This is a genomic window from Cyanobium sp. BA5m-21 (genome assembly GCF_024346235.1).
Classification (GTDB): domain Bacteria; phylum Cyanobacteriota; class Cyanobacteriia; order PCC-6307; family Cyanobiaceae; genus Cyanobium_A; species Cyanobium_A usitatum.
This window is the reverse complement of record NZ_JAGQCO010000016.1, coordinates 35,094-49,663: the sequence shown is the minus strand read 5'-3', so window position 1 is coordinate 49,663 and position 14,570 is coordinate 35,094. Positions and strand designations below refer to the sequence as shown.

The window sequence follows — 14,570 nt, the reverse complement described above, 5'->3', positions numbered from 1 at the left end:
GCAGGAGTGGTTCGGTGCCACTGGCGCGCACCAGCACCCGGCCCTGTCCCTCCATCGCAATCTCCGCCTGCTCCACGGCGAGCCGCAGCGGCTCGCAGGCTTGCCACTGCTGGCGCCGTTGCCGGTCTGGCACCGTCACATTCACCAGGGTCTGGGGGTAGGGCTTGAAACTGCTATCCATCCAGTCGGCCAGTGATTGGCCACTGCGGTGCAACAGCGTGGCCACCTGCAAAGCGGTGAGCAGTCCATCGCCACTCATGCCATGGCGGGCCGACAAAATATGGCCCGACTGCTCGCCACCGAGGCCAGCGCCCATCTGCTCCATCGCCTGGTGAACGTATTGATCACCAACGGTGGTGCGCTCAAGCACCCCTCCCTTGGCCTGCCAGGCACGCTCAAAACCGAGGTTTGACATCACCGTGGCAACGATGCGATTGGCCGGCAACTGGCCCGCATCAAGCAGGGACGATCCCCAGAGATAAAGGATCTGGTCACCATCCACCACCCGGCCCCGGCCATCGACCGCCAGCATCCGATCTGCATCGCCATCGAAGCCAAAACCCATGCTGGCTCCGCTCTCGAGCACCGCGCGCCTGAGCGGCTCAAGGTGGGTGCTGCCGCAGTCCACGTTGATGCGCGCCCCATCCGGCTTGCCGTGCAACACGGTGAGTTCCGCGCCTAAGGCCCGAAACACCGCCTCTCCACAGGCAGAAGCCGAGCCCCAACAGAGGTCCAGCACAATCTTGCAACCTTCTAAGCGCCGACCCATCACGCTCGCCACCAAGGACCGCTGGTAGTCGGCCAGTAAATCGGGGCGGTCGTGCACAACTCCTGTGCCCAAGAAGCCGCCGGAAGCACCTATTGCCGGTCCAGCCCCCACCCCCTGCAGCCCAGCCTCGATCGCCTGCTGCTGGCCGCGGCTCAGCTTGGCGCCGGAGGCCCCAAACACCTTGATGCCGTTGTCTTCAGGGGGGTTGTGGCTGGCGGACACCATCAGACCTCCAGCCGCGCCAAGACGGCGAATGGCGCCAGGAATCGCTGGCGTAGGGCATAGCCCCAGGGTCCATACCTCCCTACCTGCAGCCGTGAGTCCGGCGGTGAGCGCCGCCACCAGCATCGGGCCACTGCTACGGGAGTCCATGCCGATGAGCACCGGCGCCCCTTGGGGCAACACCTGGCCGCACCAGAAGCCAACCTGCAAAGCCAAAGCCGGGCTCACCTGGGTTCCCACCCGGCCACGGATGCCATCGGTCCCGAAACCGGCCACACCACCCCGCAGGGGCAGGCCAACGGGATGGGGAGCCAGGTCGGCCATGGGCAGCAGCAGATGCCTCAGTGATGTCCAGGTTACGTGGGCTGCTGCAAAGCGCTCACCATGGCTGGCCTGGGCCAGGTAGGGGCCTGAGCCCATTCAGCGCCAGCGGCGGGGCCACCAGATCCAGAGCACCAGTTCGCCAATCGTCCAGAGCAGCAGCGCACCAACCACCCAGCCGGGCAGCCAGCTCAATGGCCAAAAAGGGCGCAGCAGCAGCACCAGGCCCGATACCGCCAGCACCCGCAGAGCCCGCAACCGCTGCTCAGCCCCAGGCAAGGTTGAGAGATAGGGGGGTAGGGAGGGCAGGCGCACCAGCTAAGTGGGATTCACACCTCCCCAGAATGCCGAAGCTGCGCCGCTATTGCCCTTGGCTCGCCTCCCCCTGCTGCTGGCCCTCACCTGCTTGGGCAGCGGCGCCGCCTTGGTGGGCGGCAGGGCACTGCTGACCCTGATTCCCGCGCCAGACCCCAGCACACCCACCCCAACCCTGGAGCGCCTGCGGCGGTTCTCGCCCGATCCGGAACGGCGGCGGGAGGCCAGCTTGCTGCTGCTGCCGCGCCAGGCAAAAGGCGACCTAGCCGGCGAGCGCCGGTTGCTGCGCGGCCAGGGCTGGGGTGGCGATGAGCTAGCCGCCCTGGTGCTCAAACGCGATGCCCTGGCCGCCGAAGCCCTGGGTGATCAGAAAGCCGCCCAGCAACGCTGGCAGCAGCTTGTGAGGCGCTTCCCCCACACGCCCGCCTCAGCCGATGGGCTTTATGCCCTGGGCCGGCAGCAGCCCCAGCTGCGGCAGAAACTACGCAGCCGCTTCGCCGCCCATCCCGCGGCCCTCGCGGCCGCCGTGGAGGCGGGCCCGAGCGACGCAGATCGCCTCCAGGCAGCCCTGCACCTGGCCCGTCACGGTGTGCGCTGGCCCGGTGCGGGGCCACGCTTGCGCCAGGCCTGCCAGAGCACGCCCGCAGCAGCTACCCCTAGCCAGCGGGACCAATTGGCCAGGGGCCTGGCCCAGCTAGGCGATTCGGCCGCTGCCCTGAGCTGCCTCAAGGGCAGTCCGCCGAGCCCAGCAACCCAGCTAGCCCTCAGCCGGGCCCTACTCGGTGGCGGCAGCCAGCAGCAGGCCCAGGCCGAAAGTCTGCTGCTGCAACTGGCCAAATCCGCGCCGCGCTCCAGCCAGGCCAGCGAGGCCGCAGCCCTGCTCAGCGAACAGCCCGGGCCCAGGGCTCTCCAGGCCTTGAAGGGGCTGCCCTCTGCCCTGCAAGCCACGGCCCCGGTGCAGGCGCGGCGGGCAATGGAGAGTGGCGACATCGGCGCGACGCTGGCGGTGCTGCAGCGCTGGCCCAAAGATCCAGCCAGCTGGGAACTGCAGTGGCAGCAAGCCCGTCAGGCCCTGCTCAAGCGCCAATGGGCAACGGCCACAACGCTGCTGAGTGCGCCGATCGGTCGCGAATTGCCGGTGGGGCTGGTGGGACGCCAGCGCTTCTGGCTGGGTTTCAGCCAGAAGCAGCAAGGCGCCACCGCCAAAGCACAACGCACCTGGACTGATCTGACCAAACAGCATCCCGGCGGCTACTACGGCTGGCGGGCGGCGGTGCGCCTAGGCCGCGGCGATCTCAACCTCGATCCCCGCAGCAGCCCGGCCCTTGTGCAACCCCAATGGCACCCCCTGGGCAGCGGCGACTGGCAGATCGACCGGCTCTGGCGCCTGGGCCAACCCCTGGAAGCCTGGGAGCACTGGCGCACGGAGCGGAGTTCCCCCCCCACTAGTCCCCAGGAGCTGATTACGGAAGGCCGGCTACGCCGGGCCGTGGGAGACCACTGGATAGGACTCGGCCAACTCGAGCAAGCCAGCCTGCGCCTACCGGTGAATGCAAACTGCGCCCTGGCCCAACAGCTTGAGCTCGACCTGCAAACCGCCAGCTTCGTGGCAGAGCTCAAGGAGGCTGGCGCAACCGCCGGGGTGCCGGCAGCCCTGCTGGCAGCCGTAGCCAAACAGGAATCGCGCTTCAGCCCGGGGGTGAGCTCCGGCGCCGGTGCCGTCGGCTTGCTGCAACTGATGCCGGCCACCGCCGCCGAACTAGCCGGCACGCCCCTGGCAGCCGATGACCTCACCGACCCAGCCCGCAATGCCCAGTTAGGCGCGCTTTACCTAAAGCAACTGCTGGGCCAGTGGCAGGGCAACCCCGTGCTTATGGCTGCCAGCTACAACGCCGGCCCCGGTGCCACCTCTGGCTGGGTGACACCCCAACTGCAACAAGAACCGGAGCTATGGATAGAGGCCATCCCCTACCCGGAAACCCGGCTGTACGTCAAAAAAGTGCTCGGCAACTTTTGGAACTTCCAAGAGAGGCCGCTGGCTAGCTGCTAGCCACCGCTTGCCAGCCAGCGGCCTACCCATGCCCCTGACAACACGAGCACACCCAGCACCCCTGCCAGGAGCACCGGCGGGGGTGCCACCCGAATCCGAGCTAGATCGAGGCGTGCCAACAACACAGTGGTGCCCAGGATCAGCACATTCGTGAGCACTTTGAGGTGGAGCAGATAGAGGCCACCCACCGTGACGATCAACAGGCTGATCACCAGGCTCATCACCCGACTGGCGGCCATCAAATTGGAAATCCGCTGCAGCAGCAGGTCGGGCATGGTGCACACCACCACCACCAGCAAGGCGTGGAGACAGTCAAGCGACCAGAACAAGCTGGATAACTGCCCCATCCCCGACGCTGCCGCACCCTCGAGCGGCTGGCTCCACTGCAAGCCCTCGTAAACGGATATCACTACCAGCACCAGCAGCATCGGCGCCCGCAAGGGCAGCAACAGCAGACGCAACATCGCCATCACGGGGGAGCCAGCACCAGGGAAATCGCATCCAGAGGGCAACTCGGAATGCACTGTTCGCACACCAAGCAGCGTTGCGCATCGAATTGCAGCTGCCAAGCCGGCTGGGTCAAGCTGAGGGCACCGCTGGGGCAAACGCTCGAGCAGAGGCCGCAGTCGATACAGAGACTGCGGTCTACGGCTATCTGACCCGGCGCCCGGTTAAGACCAAGTCCCTGACTTTCTAGCCAGGCTTCCGCAGCCGTCAGTTCGTCGATGTCACCGGAGAGCTCCACCACCATGGTGCCGCTCTGGTTGGGGGAAATCTGGGCGCGCAGGATCTTGGCGGCGATATCGAAATCCACCGCCAGCCGATAGGTGATCGGCTGATGCACCGCTTCGCGGGGAAAGTGCAGGGTTAGGCGCCGTTTCACGAGGATCCGGTTCGCGGGAACAGCACGCTTACCTCCGCAAAACGCTAGCAAGCACTGGCAAAGTGCAGTCATGACCAACTCCACCCCGAATTCCGGCCTGGGGCCAAGCGAACGGCTGCTGCTAGTCGTGCTGGCGGCCCTACTGGCAGCGGGCCTGCTGTGGTTCCGGGGCGGACTGAATCCGGAGGCTCCACTGGAACGCTTGGCGCGCCAATCCCTGGATCTACCCGTGGCCTTGCGCAATGGCAAGCCAACGCTGGTGGAGTTCTACGCCGACTGGTGCGACGCCTGCCGCACCATGGCTCCGGCAATGGAAACGATCGAAGCCCAACACCGCGGCCAGCTTGATGTGGTGCTGCTCAACGTTGACAATCCGCGCTGGCAGCCGGAGCTGGAGCGCTACGACGTCAACGGCATTCCCCAACTAGAGCTGTTCAATGCTGCCGGTGAAGCGGTGGGCCGCTCGATTGGCGCCCGCAGCCTCAACGAATTGCGCGCTCTCAGCAGCGCCCTGATCGCCGGCGCCCCCCTGCCGGCCCTGGCCGGAGTGGGTGCCGTCAGCAACCTGAGCCAACCCGCTGGCGAAGTTGCGGCAGCGGAGCCAGCTACTGCCACGATGGCCGGACCCCGCAGCCACGGTTGACGCCCGCCATGGATTCCCGTTTCCGCGTTGACCTGATCGCCGCCACGCCTAACCCCCAGCAGTGCGTTTATGCGGGAATGCATCAGGACTACAGCGAGGGCTTTGTGGCGGCAGACTCCGCCAACTGGCCCGAGGAGAGCAAAGCAGGGGAGATCTGCATCAAACGACTTCTCGCCGGCGAGCGCGGTCACTACGGCCCCTTAGAACACGCCCAAATCGTGCTCAACGTTGGCTGGTTTCCCCACTCAGTGATGCAGCAGGCGCGTACACACCGGGTGGGGGTGAGCTTTGACGTGCAATCCATGCGCTACACCGGCGATCGCATCTGCAAGGCCGCCAATGGTGAACTGGAACTGGAGGAGGTGTTCTATCTACGGCCCATAGGTAGCTATAGCGACCGGCAAGGCAAAAAATACGCCTACACAGAAGAGCAGCGCTACATAGATCTAGAGCTCTGCAGGGCTGCGGCGGCTCGCTACCGCGACCTTTTGGCGGCTGGCTTCGCCGAGGAGCACGCCCGCGGCATCCTGCCCTTCGACTACCGCCAGCACTTCGTGGTGAGCTTCACCTTGCGGGCATTTCTGCACTTCCTTGACCTGCGGGCGAAGCTCGATGCCCAGCAGGAGATCCGTGAGCTCTGTGATCTGATGTGGCCCCACCTACAGGCTTGGACACCCCAATTTGCTGACTGGTATGAAAAGAGCCGCTTACATAAAGCCAGGCTCGCCCCATAAGGCGAACCACCTGGCGCACCTCTCGGTGCGCCAGGTGGTTCGCCTTATGGGGCATTTTGCTGGGAACTAGATACGCGCCAAGGTAACCCGTTCGGGCTGATGCTGATATTTACCAGCCCGATCTTGATAGGTTGTCTCGCAGGGATCGCCCTCAAAAAAGAGCAGCTGACAAATTCCCTCATTTGCATAAATGCGGCAGTCAGCACCCGAAGAATTACTGAACTCCAGGGTGAGGTGACCCTGCCAGCCGGCTTCCGCTGGGGTCGTATTAACAATGATGCCTAGCCTGGCGTATGTGCTCTTACCCAGGCAGATCACCGTGATATTTGATGGCACCTTCATCTTCTCCAGTGCTACTCCCAAGCCATAGGAATGGGCCGGCAAAATAAAATAGGATCCGTCCTCGTCTTCGCGCAGGGGAGCGGGCTCCAGGTTCGCCGGGTTGAACCGCTTGGGGTTCATCACGGTGCCAGGCACATGCCGAAAGATCAAAAATTCCTTGGCCGACAACCGCAAGTCGTAGCCATAGGAAGAACAGCCGTAGCTGAGCACCGGGGAGCCCGCCGTAGCGGGATCGAGGTGGCGCACCAGGCTCGACTGAAACGGCTGCAACATTCCTACCGCAGCTTGCTCGTTGATCCAGCGATCGTTCTTCAGCATCAGAGGCCTCGGCGCAACTGGGTGACCTGATCAGCCATGGCCATCAACTCAGGAGTCATGGCTGGCCCTGTCAAAATGACATCTAGATGGGCTGGTCGGCGCTCCAAGGTTGCCAGCACTTCAGCCTGCTCGATGTAGCCCAGCTCCACAGCCAAGCCCAGCTCGTCGAGCACCATTAGATCCACCGCACCACTGAGCAGCTGCTCGCGGCTGAAGGCCCACACCTGGCGCACCGCCTCCAACAGCTCGAGCCCCTGGTGGGCAGCTGGCTCTGACAGACAGCCGGGCACACCGGGCCGCAGCCATTGCAGTCGCCCACACAGCCAGACGCTGCTGCCGAGGCCCTGATCTACACCGCCCTTAAGGAACTGAGTAACTAGCACCCGGCTACCCAAGCCGGCACTACGTAGGGCCTGGCTGAGCACGGCTCCGTAACTGCCGCGGAAAGGCGCCGTATGGATTTGCAGTAAGCCCTCCGACTGGGCCACCAGCCGCAATGCCGGCGCAGCAGAAGGGGCGGACGCGGCAGCCGCCACAGCCAAAGGGCGATGGCCAGAGCGCTGAGGTTGGTGCTGGACCGCCGGAAAACCAGCTCCAGAGGAGGAGGAGGTGAGGCCTGAGACGGGCAAGCTCGCGGTCATGAACAACCTGAATAAGAACCTTGAAAATCGAAAAACAGACCTGGGGCGCCGCGAGCAGCCCATGGCCTCGCGGAGCTGAATGTAGCGGGATCGAGCCGCTCCACAAGCAAACGACACCATCCCTAGCGGAAACATACGTACTGGTGCGCAGGGGGCGCCGGCGGTGTCGTCTCAAACCGTGTGTATTGCTACAAGCCGCCCCCCGGGTGATCCTTAGGGTCCCGGCACTTGCCAAAACCTTGATGGTTGGCGCTACCCACGGATTTAGCCGTACCGCCAACACCCCATCGACGGGTGCTCCTGGCGTGGTGGCAGGCATGGGCAGCGCCGGCCAGGGCAACCCCACCCTGTTGGAAGTGATCCGGGGCCTGGCCGGCAGCAGTGTCGAGACGATCGAACGGGGCAAAACGATTTTTTTTCCCGGCGATCCAGCCGAGCGGGTCTATCTGCTGCGGCGCGGAGCGGTCCGGCTGTCGCGGGTATATGAATCAGGCGAGGAGATCACCGTGGCCCTGTTGCGCGAGAACAGCCTGTTTGGTGTGCTCTCGCTGCTTACCGGCCAGCGCTCCGATCGCTTCTATCACGCTGTTGCCTTCACCAGGGTCGAGATGGTGACCGCACCAGCCACCTCCGTGCGCCGTGCGATCGAGCAGGACGCCAGCGTGGGCTTGCTACTGCTGCAGGGCCTGTCTTCGCGAATACTGCAGACCGAAACGATGATCGAAACCCTCACCCACCGCGACATGAGCTCGCGGCTGGTGAGCTTCCTGCTGGTGCTGTGCCGAGATTTCGGCGTTCCCAGCTCGGAAGGGATCACGATTGATCTGCGCCTCTCCCACCAGGCGATTGCCGAAGCGATTGGCTCCACCCGCGTCACAATCACTCGCCTGCTGGGCGACCTGCGCAACGACGGGCTGGTTCAGATCGACCGCAAAAAGATCACTGTGTTTGATCCAATCGCCCTAGCTAAGCGCTTCAGCTGAAGGCCAGGGATACTGGGGCCCTCCGGGGACGTATGTGACGGGCTGGCTGCTGATCCTCGCTCTGCTCGCCCTGGGGGGAGTGCTCTCCACCCTGGGCGACCGACTCGGCAGCCTGGTGGGCAAGGCGCGCTTGAGCCTGTTGGGGATGCGGCCCCGCCGCACCGCCGTGTTGATCACAGTGCTCACTGGCAGCCTGATCAGTGCCATCTCCCTCGGCCTGATGCTGCTGGTAAGCGAGCGGCTGCGCACGGGCCTGTTTGAACTCGATCGACTGGAGCAACGGCTGCAAACCAGCCGCAGCGAACTGAGCCGCAGCAACAGCCAACTAGCCAGCAGCCGCCTGCAGGTGGCGCGGGCCGAACAGGGCAAACGCGAGGCTCAGACGCGCTTTGAGCAGGCCCAAGCCCGCGCCAGCAAATTGCGCCAAGAGCTGGCGCCACTTCTAACCCAGCGCAACCGGTTGGAGCTGGAGCGCAGCCGTCTCAGCCAGGAGGTGAAGGGGCGGGATGCGGAAATCCGCCGCACCGAAGCGGAACTAGCCCAGGTGCGCCGCCGGATTAGCGCCGGAGCCCAAGAACTTAAAGACCTGGAGGGCAACCTGATTGCCCTGCGCCGCGGCGACGTGGTGCTCAGCAGCGGTCAGACCCTGGCCAGCGCCAAGGTGACCCTTGAGCGCCCCGAGCAGGCCAAGGAGGTGATCACCGCCTTGCTGCAGCAGGCCAATCTCAACGCCTTCAGGCGGGTGCTGCCCGGCCAGCCCCCCGATCGCCAGATCCTGCTGGTACCCAAAAATGACATCAGCAAGCTGGAAGGCCTGCTCGCCAAACCCGGCAGCTGGGTGGTGAGCATTCTCTCGGCCGCCAACGTGCTGAGGGGCGAGCGCCAGGTGCTTGCCTTCCCAGACCTACGCCCCAACCGCCCAGTAGTTAAAGCAGGTGAAGTGCTGGCCAGCACCACGATCGAGGGCGACCTCACAGCCCTGGAGCCGGTTTCGCGGCGACTCAACCTGCTGCTGGCCGCTGCCTATGCCCGAGCCCAGCGCCAGGGCACATTGGTGGAAGGGCTGCAGTTCGATGCGGCCAGCTTTAAAAAGCTGGCCCGGGAGCTGAGCGAGCGCCAGCCGGGCCAGGTTGCCCAACTAGAAGCCCTCGCCATCAACAGCGCCAGCACCGCCGACCCAATTGCAGCGGAATTGCGCTGGTTGGCGGCCCCATCTCCCGCCCAATCGGGTCCGGGCCCTCGCCGCCCATGACGAGCGCTGCGGCGGGCCTGGTGGCAGGCCTCGATCCCGGGCGCAGCAAATGCGGTCTAGTGCTGGCTGATCCTGCCGTTGGCCAGATCCGGCAGGCTGCCATCCTGCCCCCACAAGCCTGCCTCGCCCTGCTCAAAAGCTGGCAGCAAGTGGGGCTTGGCCAGGTTGTGCTCGGCAATGGCACCGGCAGCAAAGACTGGTGCAGCCAACTTGGCCAGCAGCGGCTGGCGCTAGCTGTGGTGGATGAGAGCGGCAGCACCCTGGCGGCCCGGGAGCGCTACTGGCAGCTTTGGCCCCCTAGGGGCTGGAGGCGGCTGCTGCCGGCGGGCTTGCGATTACCACCCCGAGATATCGACGATGTGGTGGCCCAGCTGCTGATAGAGCGCTACTGCGGGGTGACCCTGCAACGCAGCAACCAGGAGGTGCTGAGGCGATGGCCGCTGCCGGTCGCGCTGGAGGCTGAATCGGTTTAAAAACGGGCCCGAACCGTAAAGATGTAGTCACCGCCAGGCTCGAGCTGGTAGTCGACCTTGAGCAGATAACGCAGCAGGGCATCCTGGATCAGAGCCCTGCCCAAAGAAGGCTCAACGCTGAGTTCACCGCGGTCAAAGGCCCAGCGGAAACTCCATTGGTAGCCGCCCGCACTCACCTCCCCCTCCAGCACCCGCTGGCTGAAGCTCTGGTGCAGCACCCGCAACTGGGCAGTGGTGGAGGGAAGGCGTGCCATCGGCTCAGGCTGCCGCGCCCTGGGGCTGAAAACCGTTGAGTCGGTTGCCAGCCCGCTCCAGGCCGAGGAGCTGGATCAGGCCAATACCTGCCTCCACCTCGCGCAGCACCTCCTCGAGCAGGGGCTGCTCGGCAGGCGTGAAGCGTCCGAGCACATGGCCAACGGTGCGGGCGCGGCGCTCGCCGGGATCTTGGGCGGGGGCGCCAATACCAATACGAAGCCGCGGAAAGTCCTGGGTACCTAGGTGGCTGATGGTGCTGCGCAGGCCGTTATGCCCCCCGGCACTGCCCGTAGCCCGCAGTCTCAACTTGCCGAGGGGCAGGTCCATGTCGTCAACCACCACCAGCAACTGGGCGGGCTCTAAACCAAACCAGTCAAGGGCTGCGCGGATCGAGCGACCACTTTCATTCATGTAGGTCTGGGGCATCAACAGCCGCAGCCGGGAAGGCCCCGAACCCACCTCAGCCAACAAGCCCTGAAGCTTGGGCTGCTGCCGAAAAGATGCACCACCAGCGCAATCTGCTAGACGCTCAAGGGCCATAAAGCCCACGTTGTGGCGAGTACCTGCGTACTTGGCTCCAGGGTTACCCAGGCCCACCACCAACTGCAACGACAACTCAGGCCGCGGGACCATCGAGAGGCTGCTCAATCAGCTCTGGAGCATCAGCCGCGGAGGCGTCAGCTGAAACAAGCTCAGTTGCAGAAACTGCAACTGGGAGGTCAGCCGCAACAGGTTCGGCGGTGGTGATCGCCGTGCGCAGCTCCTTTTCGAATTCAGAGGAGGCCGATTGAAAACCCTTAAGGGTGCGGCCCAAGGTTTTACCGAGCTCCGGCAGCCGCTTTGGTCCGAACACCAGCAGCCCGATGGCGGCAATTACCGCCAGCTCAGGCAAGCCAATGCCAAACACATTCATCAGCCGAGGCCGTTCCAATTGACAGTGATGCCCTCGAGCAGCAAGGACTTGTTGTACAGCTGCAGGATGATCAGCAGAAACACCAAGAAGAGCACCATAAAAATGCCCATCACGGGCGTGGTGCCCCAGCCGGGGACGACCTTCCCGTACTCAGAATTGAGTGGCCGCAGGATATCTCCGAGGCGGGTGCGTTGGGCCATGTCTGCTGCAGCCTCTCGGGCATGGATTCGCTTTTAGTACTGTAAGGGCCTCGCGTACCGCGCCGCGGCTGTCCGTCGAGAGTTGTGACGCAACCCGTCACCTGCATTCCCCTTCCGCCTCCATGGACCCCACCGCCACCACCAGCTCCCCGGCCCTTTCCGTGGCCCTCGCCGTGCTGGCGGTGCTGCTTTCACTCACCGGTTTTGGGGTGTACCAAGCCTTCGGGCCGCCCTCCAAGGGCCTCACCGACCCCTTTGACGACCACGAAGACTGAGCCCTAAGCGCTGACCCAATCAGGGCGCACTCGCCAAAAGCCCAGGCTCCACGGCGCCAGCAACCAGGGATCTTCAGAGAGCTTTCCCCGGGAAATCAGAGGCTGATCCAGGCCATCGAGTCGCTCCAGCAGCTGCCAGCTCTCTCCCAACTCCAGGTAACGGCGGCAAGGGGAACAGTTCTGCACGGTGAGCACCACGTCTCCCGACTCCCCTAGCGGCCGGCAGCCCAGTAGCAACAGCCCCTCGCCCAGGGGAGGCAGGGCCTGATGTCGTTTAGGCCGGCCCTGGGCCGCCGCCGGCCGCAGCCATAGCGGTTCCCTGAAGGCCACCGCCTGCTTGGGCACCTGATCCCGGCACCAACCTGCTGGGCAGGGCGCCAGGGCCAGCCGCAGGCGCTGCAAGCCGTTATCGGCGCCAGGATCGGGCCAAGTAGGCGCCCGCAGCAACGACACACCCAACTGCTCCGGACTAGCCGACACCCCCTGGGGCCCATCGAGCAGCACCGCCAAGCCGCCGCCAGCAGCCACAGAAGCGATCCAGCTGATCGCTGGCAGCTCCCAGCGGGCCTGCTCGCGGGCAGTGACCGGCTGGGCTGGCCGTTCCAGCACGCCACCGGAGGTATCTGCCGCCCAGCGCTGGGCCGACTGGGCCAAGGGGATCTCCAGGCGCAGCAGCTCATGGCGCTGGCGCCAGTCGACGCTGAGCACAAGCTCGAGCCAGGGGGTATTGGCAAGTAAGCGCCCCTCAAGCCGCACCGCACTTGCCCCGCACTGGCCCCGCCACACAAAACTGGTGCACAGCTCGCCCTGCTCCAGCCAGCTGGGCTCGCCCTGCCACTGCCAGGCCAGCGGATGGTCCCGGTAGCCCGTGGCGATGTCCCAGGCATCCCAAAACTCACCTCGATCGGCAAAACGCCGCCAGGCCAGCGGGCCTGCCAACTGGGGATGATCCTGGCTATCCCACAGCTGCTCGAGGCCCCGCGGACCCAGCTCAAAACTCACCAAACCGTTGCCGCAGCGCCAGCCCTCTCGCCACACCGGCGCCTCAACCTGAGCTACCTGAGGGGCCGCCGCTGCGACCGTTCGCTCTAGGGGCAGGGCGGCCACGCCCGCCAAGGGCGGCAGCTGCAGCCACTGGCCGCCAGCCCGGGCCGGCTGGGACGGCAGCTTCACACCGCCGCAACTCCAGCCGCCCAAAGGCACCCGCAGGCTGCGGGCCCGGGGAGGCAGGGGCTGGAGCTGGGCTACCCACCAACCCACGCCCACACCGTCATCTTCACCCTCACCAGCTCCTAGCCAGGCCTGCAGAGCCCGATCCCGTTGCAGGCAGGCGCTGCGGCGCGCTGCCCGCCACTGGGGCTCGGCCTGCTCGAACACCTCTGGAATCGAGGTGCCGGGCAAAATGTCGTGAAACTGCTGAAAAAGCAGCGTTCGCCAGTCGACCGTTTCAGGATCGCCGGCTAGGGCCTGGGCCAGCTCCGCCTCCCGCAGCAGCCGCTCGAGTGTGCGGTTGTGGCGCTTCTGATCAGGGCGCGAGGTGGCGCAGCCGCGATGCAGCTCCAGGTAGAGCTCGTCGCGCCACACCGGCAGCCGGGGCGCCAGCGGCTCGAGGTCAGCCAAATAACCCCGCAAGCTGCCGTGATGCTGGGGAGCAGCTTCAGCTTGCTGCTGCCAGAGCCGCAGCTGCTCGAGCATTTCAGCGCTGGGGCCTCCACCGTGGTCGCCCACTCCGGGCAGCCACAGGGCCGAATCAACCCCGGTCGCGCCTTGCCAAGCCAAGCGATAGCGCTCCATCGCCACGGGATCGCCATCGGTGCCGATCGGGGCGTTGATCAGGGCCAGCAGCTCGGAACCACAGCGGCTGCGCCAGCGAAACAGCCGGTGGGGGAAGGGATTGGTGGCGTTCCAGGCCATTTTGTGGGTGCAAAACCAACGCACGCCGGTGCTGCGAGCCACGGCCGGCAGGCCGCTGGCGAAACCAAAGCTGTCGGGCAACCAGGCCAGATAGTGCTCCAGCTCAGGGAAGCTGGCGGCGCTGAATTGCTGGCCCAGCTGAAACTGGCGCAGCAGTGAGGAGCTGCTGATCAGCACGCAGTCGCTCTCCACCCAGGGGCCGTTGATCGGTTCAAAGCGACCGGCTGCCACCGCACGCTGCAGGCGGGCGAACAGGGCCGGCCGGTGTTGCTGCAGCCAGGCGTATAAGGCCGGTGTGGAGTGGCCGAAATGCAACTCCTCGAAGCGCTCGATCAGATCAAGGGCAGAGGTGAAGGTGCGCTCGGCCGCTTGCCAGGTGTCGGCCACCGGCCAGAGCCAGGCCAGATCGAGGTGGGCATGGCCCAACACATGAAACCGACCCGTCGGCGGTTCGCCGCTGCGCAGCTGGGCAAGCTCAGCCTTGGTTTCAGCCAACAAATCCAACGGATCGGCTGGATCCAGGGGCTCGAGCTCGAGACGGCTCTCGATCAGGGCACCGTCGTCGTGCAAGGGGCTGCGCAGGCGTAACTCCAGCTCAAGGGCCTCCCCCTGCCACCAGCGCTCGGGCAGCAACCAGCGGCAAGCGGTGTCAAACAGGTCGCCGCCATGCACCGGCACACCATCCACCCGCAGCTCCACCTGGTCGGCCCACCAGCGCAGCACCAGCCGGGCCTGGGCAACGGGCTCCGGCTGGTGCAGCTGCAGCCAGGTCGCCGGGCAAACCAGCCGCAGCCGTAGCTCCCGCCACTGGCCACCCCGCGGCCAGATCACCAACCCCCGCGCTGCCCAATCCGGACGACATTGCTGGCCCCAAGGATCGTCAAGGGCTGGGCCAAACCGCCCTCCCGCCTGCACGCAGCGCCAGGATGGTTGGAGATCCCAGCGCGAATGGGTTGGCCGCAAACGTGACTGAATCGTTTCAATCCGTGGGGTCTGCCCTAGTCCTGAGGCCTCAGGCATCGTTGGATGGCAAGCCGAGTCCCATAGGATGATCCCGCAGCTGCGGG

18 protein-coding genes are annotated in these 14,570 nt (G+C 65.3%); 7 read left to right on the top strand and 11 right to left on the bottom strand.

Going from position 1 to position 14,570, the window contains the following annotated elements; translation table 11 throughout:
• Nucleotides 1-1,315 (bottom strand): phosphoglucosamine mutase (glmM, locus tag KBY72_RS06895; RefSeq protein ID WP_254993298.1); only part of this gene is annotated, 1,315 nt, incomplete at its 3' end.
• Nucleotides 1,316-1,411: 96 nt separating this feature from the next.
• On the bottom strand, nt 1,412-1,627 hold the full coding sequence (locus KBY72_RS06890) for a hypothetical protein (RefSeq protein WP_106632295.1): 216 nt from the start codon (nt 1,625-1,627) through the stop codon (nt 1,412-1,414).
• Between the two features lie 55 nt (nt 1,628-1,682).
• On the opposite strand from KBY72_RS06890, the gene KBY72_RS06885 reads away from it, so the two are divergent.
• Nucleotides 1,683-3,677, top strand: coding sequence for a lytic transglycosylase domain-containing protein (locus KBY72_RS06885; RefSeq protein ID WP_254960403.1), 1,995 nt, complete (start codon nt 1,683-1,685; stop codon nt 3,675-3,677).
• Here the strand turns inward: KBY72_RS06885 and KBY72_RS06880 are convergent.
• Both KBY72_RS06880 and KBY72_RS06875 read right to left on the bottom strand, forming a co-directional pair.
• On the bottom strand, nt 3,674-4,147 hold the full coding sequence (locus tag KBY72_RS06880) for a hypothetical protein (RefSeq protein ID WP_106632293.1): 474 nt from the start codon (nt 4,145-4,147) through the stop codon (nt 3,674-3,676). The two genes, KBY72_RS06885 and KBY72_RS06880, sit on opposite strands and share 4 nt — an antisense overlap.
• The gene (locus KBY72_RS06875) at nt 4,147-4,560 is read right to left on the bottom strand and encodes an NIL domain-containing protein (RefSeq protein ID WP_254941715.1); all 414 of its coding nucleotides are present in this window, start codon (nt 4,558-4,560) and stop codon (nt 4,147-4,149) included. The genes KBY72_RS06880 and KBY72_RS06875 overlap by 1 nt, the downstream gene beginning before the upstream one ends.
• A gap of 70 nt (nt 4,561-4,630) precedes the next feature.
• Between KBY72_RS06875 and KBY72_RS06870 the strand changes: the two genes are divergently transcribed.
• Nucleotides 4,631-5,203, top strand: coding sequence for a thioredoxin domain-containing protein (locus tag KBY72_RS06870; protein ID WP_254960402.1), 573 nt, complete (start codon nt 4,631-4,633; stop codon nt 5,201-5,203).
• A gap of 8 nt (nt 5,204-5,211) precedes the next feature.
• Nucleotides 5,212-5,937, top strand: a complete 726-nt coding sequence (thyX, locus tag KBY72_RS06865; protein ID WP_254960401.1) for an FAD-dependent thymidylate synthase — start codon at nt 5,212-5,214, stop codon at nt 5,935-5,937.
• A 66-nt stretch (nt 5,938-6,003) separates the two neighbouring features.
• Here the strand turns inward: thyX and dcd are convergent, their stop codons facing one another.
• Together dcd and KBY72_RS06855 are read right to left on the bottom strand one after the other, a co-directional pair.
• Nucleotides 6,004-6,597, bottom strand: a complete 594-nt coding sequence (gene dcd, locus KBY72_RS06860; RefSeq protein ID WP_254960400.1) for a dCTP deaminase — start codon at nt 6,595-6,597, stop codon at nt 6,004-6,006.
• Nucleotides 6,597-7,238, bottom strand: a complete 642-nt coding sequence (locus tag KBY72_RS06855; RefSeq protein WP_254960398.1) for a cob(I)yrinic acid a,c-diamide adenosyltransferase — start codon at nt 7,236-7,238, stop codon at nt 6,597-6,599. The genes dcd and KBY72_RS06855 overlap by 1 nt, the downstream gene beginning before the upstream one ends.
• Nucleotides 7,239-7,480: 242 nt before the next feature.
• Here KBY72_RS06855 and ntcA point away from each other — a divergent pair, with 242 nt between their 5' ends.
• Genes ntcA through KBY72_RS06840 form a run of 3 tightly spaced genes read left to right on the top strand, consistent with a single transcriptional unit; the run spans nt 7,481 to nt 9,946 of the window.
• Nucleotides 7,481-8,221 (top strand): global nitrogen regulator NtcA, encoded by a 741-nt coding sequence (gene ntcA, locus KBY72_RS06850; protein WP_106632287.1) that lies wholly within the window; start codon nt 7,481-7,483, stop codon nt 8,219-8,221.
• A gap of 34 nt (nt 8,222-8,255) precedes the next feature.
• A complete protein-coding gene (locus KBY72_RS06845; protein ID WP_254960397.1) occupies nt 8,256-9,473 on the top strand; it encodes a DUF3084 domain-containing protein in 1,218 nt (405 codons plus the stop codon).
• The gene (locus KBY72_RS06840) at nt 9,470-9,946 is read left to right on the top strand and encodes a resolvase (protein WP_254960396.1); all 477 of its coding nucleotides are present in this window, start codon (nt 9,470-9,472) and stop codon (nt 9,944-9,946) included. The genes KBY72_RS06845 and KBY72_RS06840 overlap by 4 nt, the downstream gene beginning before the upstream one ends.
• Here the strand turns inward: KBY72_RS06840 and KBY72_RS06835 are convergent.
• Genes KBY72_RS06835 through psbH form a run of 4 tightly spaced genes read right to left on the bottom strand, consistent with a single transcriptional unit; the run spans nt 9,943 to nt 11,314 of the window.
• Nucleotides 9,943-10,200 carry a DUF3146 family protein gene (locus tag KBY72_RS06835; protein WP_106632284.1) on the bottom strand — a complete coding sequence of 86 codons (258 nt, stop codon included), beginning with the start codon at nt 10,198-10,200 and terminating at the stop codon, nt 9,943-9,945. The genes KBY72_RS06840 and KBY72_RS06835 overlap by 4 nt on opposite strands.
• 4 nt (nt 10,201-10,204) lie before the next feature.
• Nucleotides 10,205-10,834 carry an aminoacyl-tRNA hydrolase gene (gene pth, locus KBY72_RS06830; RefSeq protein ID WP_254960394.1) on the bottom strand — a complete coding sequence of 210 codons (630 nt, stop codon included), beginning with the start codon at nt 10,832-10,834 and terminating at the stop codon, nt 10,205-10,207.
• Nucleotides 10,818-11,114 carry a TatA/E family twin arginine-targeting protein translocase gene (locus tag KBY72_RS06825; RefSeq protein WP_254960393.1) on the bottom strand — a complete coding sequence of 99 codons (297 nt, stop codon included), beginning with the start codon at nt 11,112-11,114 and terminating at the stop codon, nt 10,818-10,820. The genes pth and KBY72_RS06825 overlap by 17 nt, the downstream gene beginning before the upstream one ends.
• A complete protein-coding gene (psbH, locus tag KBY72_RS06820; protein WP_094559148.1) occupies nt 11,114-11,314 on the bottom strand; it encodes a photosystem II reaction center phosphoprotein PsbH in 201 nt (66 codons plus the stop codon). Before psbH ends, KBY72_RS06825 begins: the two co-directional genes overlap by 1 nt.
• Nucleotides 11,315-11,436: 122 nt before the next feature.
• On the opposite strand from psbH, the gene psbN reads away from it, so the two are divergent.
• Nucleotides 11,437-11,589, top strand: a complete 153-nt coding sequence (psbN, locus tag KBY72_RS06815) for a photosystem II reaction center protein PsbN (protein WP_254932007.1) — start codon at nt 11,437-11,439, stop codon at nt 11,587-11,589.
• A 3-nt stretch (nt 11,590-11,592) separates the two neighbouring features.
• On the opposite strand, the gene KBY72_RS06810 is transcribed toward psbN, so the two are convergent.
• Nucleotides 11,593-14,523 (bottom strand): alpha-mannosidase, encoded by a 2,931-nt coding sequence (locus KBY72_RS06810; RefSeq protein WP_254960392.1) that lies wholly within the window; start codon nt 14,521-14,523, stop codon nt 11,593-11,595.
• Nucleotides 14,524-14,570 lie beyond the last annotated feature (47 nt).

Bases quoted from the DNA above. Each gene is read 5' to 3' on its own strand.
- KBY72_RS06880 (WP_106632293.1), bottom strand. From the start codon at position 4,147: ATGGCGATGTTGCGTCTGCTGTTGCTGCCCTTGCGGGCGCCGATGCTG.
- KBY72_RS06870 (WP_254960402.1), top strand. From the start codon at position 4,631: ATGACCAACTCCACCCCGAATTCCGGCCTGGGGCCAAGCGAACGGCTG.
- thyX (WP_254960401.1), top strand. From the start codon at position 5,212: ATGGATTCCCGTTTCCGCGTTGACCTGATCGCCGCCACGCCTAACCCC.
- dcd (WP_254960400.1), bottom strand. From the start codon at position 6,597: ATGCTGAAGAACGATCGCTGGATCAACGAGCAAGCTGCGGTAGGAATG.
- KBY72_RS06855 (WP_254960398.1), bottom strand. From the start codon at position 7,238: ATGACCGCGAGCTTGCCCGTCTCAGGCCTCACCTCCTCCTCCTCTGGA.
- ntcA (WP_106632287.1), top strand. From the start codon at position 7,481: ATGGTTGGCGCTACCCACGGATTTAGCCGTACCGCCAACACCCCATCG.
- KBY72_RS06840 (WP_254960396.1), top strand. From the start codon at position 9,470: ATGACGAGCGCTGCGGCGGGCCTGGTGGCAGGCCTCGATCCCGGGCGC.
- KBY72_RS06835 (WP_106632284.1), bottom strand. From the start codon at position 10,200: ATGGCACGCCTTCCCTCCACCACTGCCCAGTTGCGGGTGCTGCACCAG.
- pth (WP_254960394.1), bottom strand. From the start codon at position 10,834: ATGGTCCCGCGGCCTGAGTTGTCGTTGCAGTTGGTGGTGGGCCTGGGT.
- KBY72_RS06825 (WP_254960393.1), bottom strand. From the start codon at position 11,114: ATGAATGTGTTTGGCATTGGCTTGCCTGAGCTGGCGGTAATTGCCGCC.
- psbH (WP_094559148.1), bottom strand. From the start codon at position 11,314: ATGGCCCAACGCACCCGCCTCGGAGATATCCTGCGGCCACTCAATTCT.
- psbN (WP_254932007.1), top strand. From the start codon at position 11,437: ATGGACCCCACCGCCACCACCAGCTCCCCGGCCCTTTCCGTGGCCCTC.
- KBY72_RS06810 (WP_254960392.1), bottom strand. From the start codon at position 14,523: ATGCCTGAGGCCTCAGGACTAGGGCAGACCCCACGGATTGAAACGATT.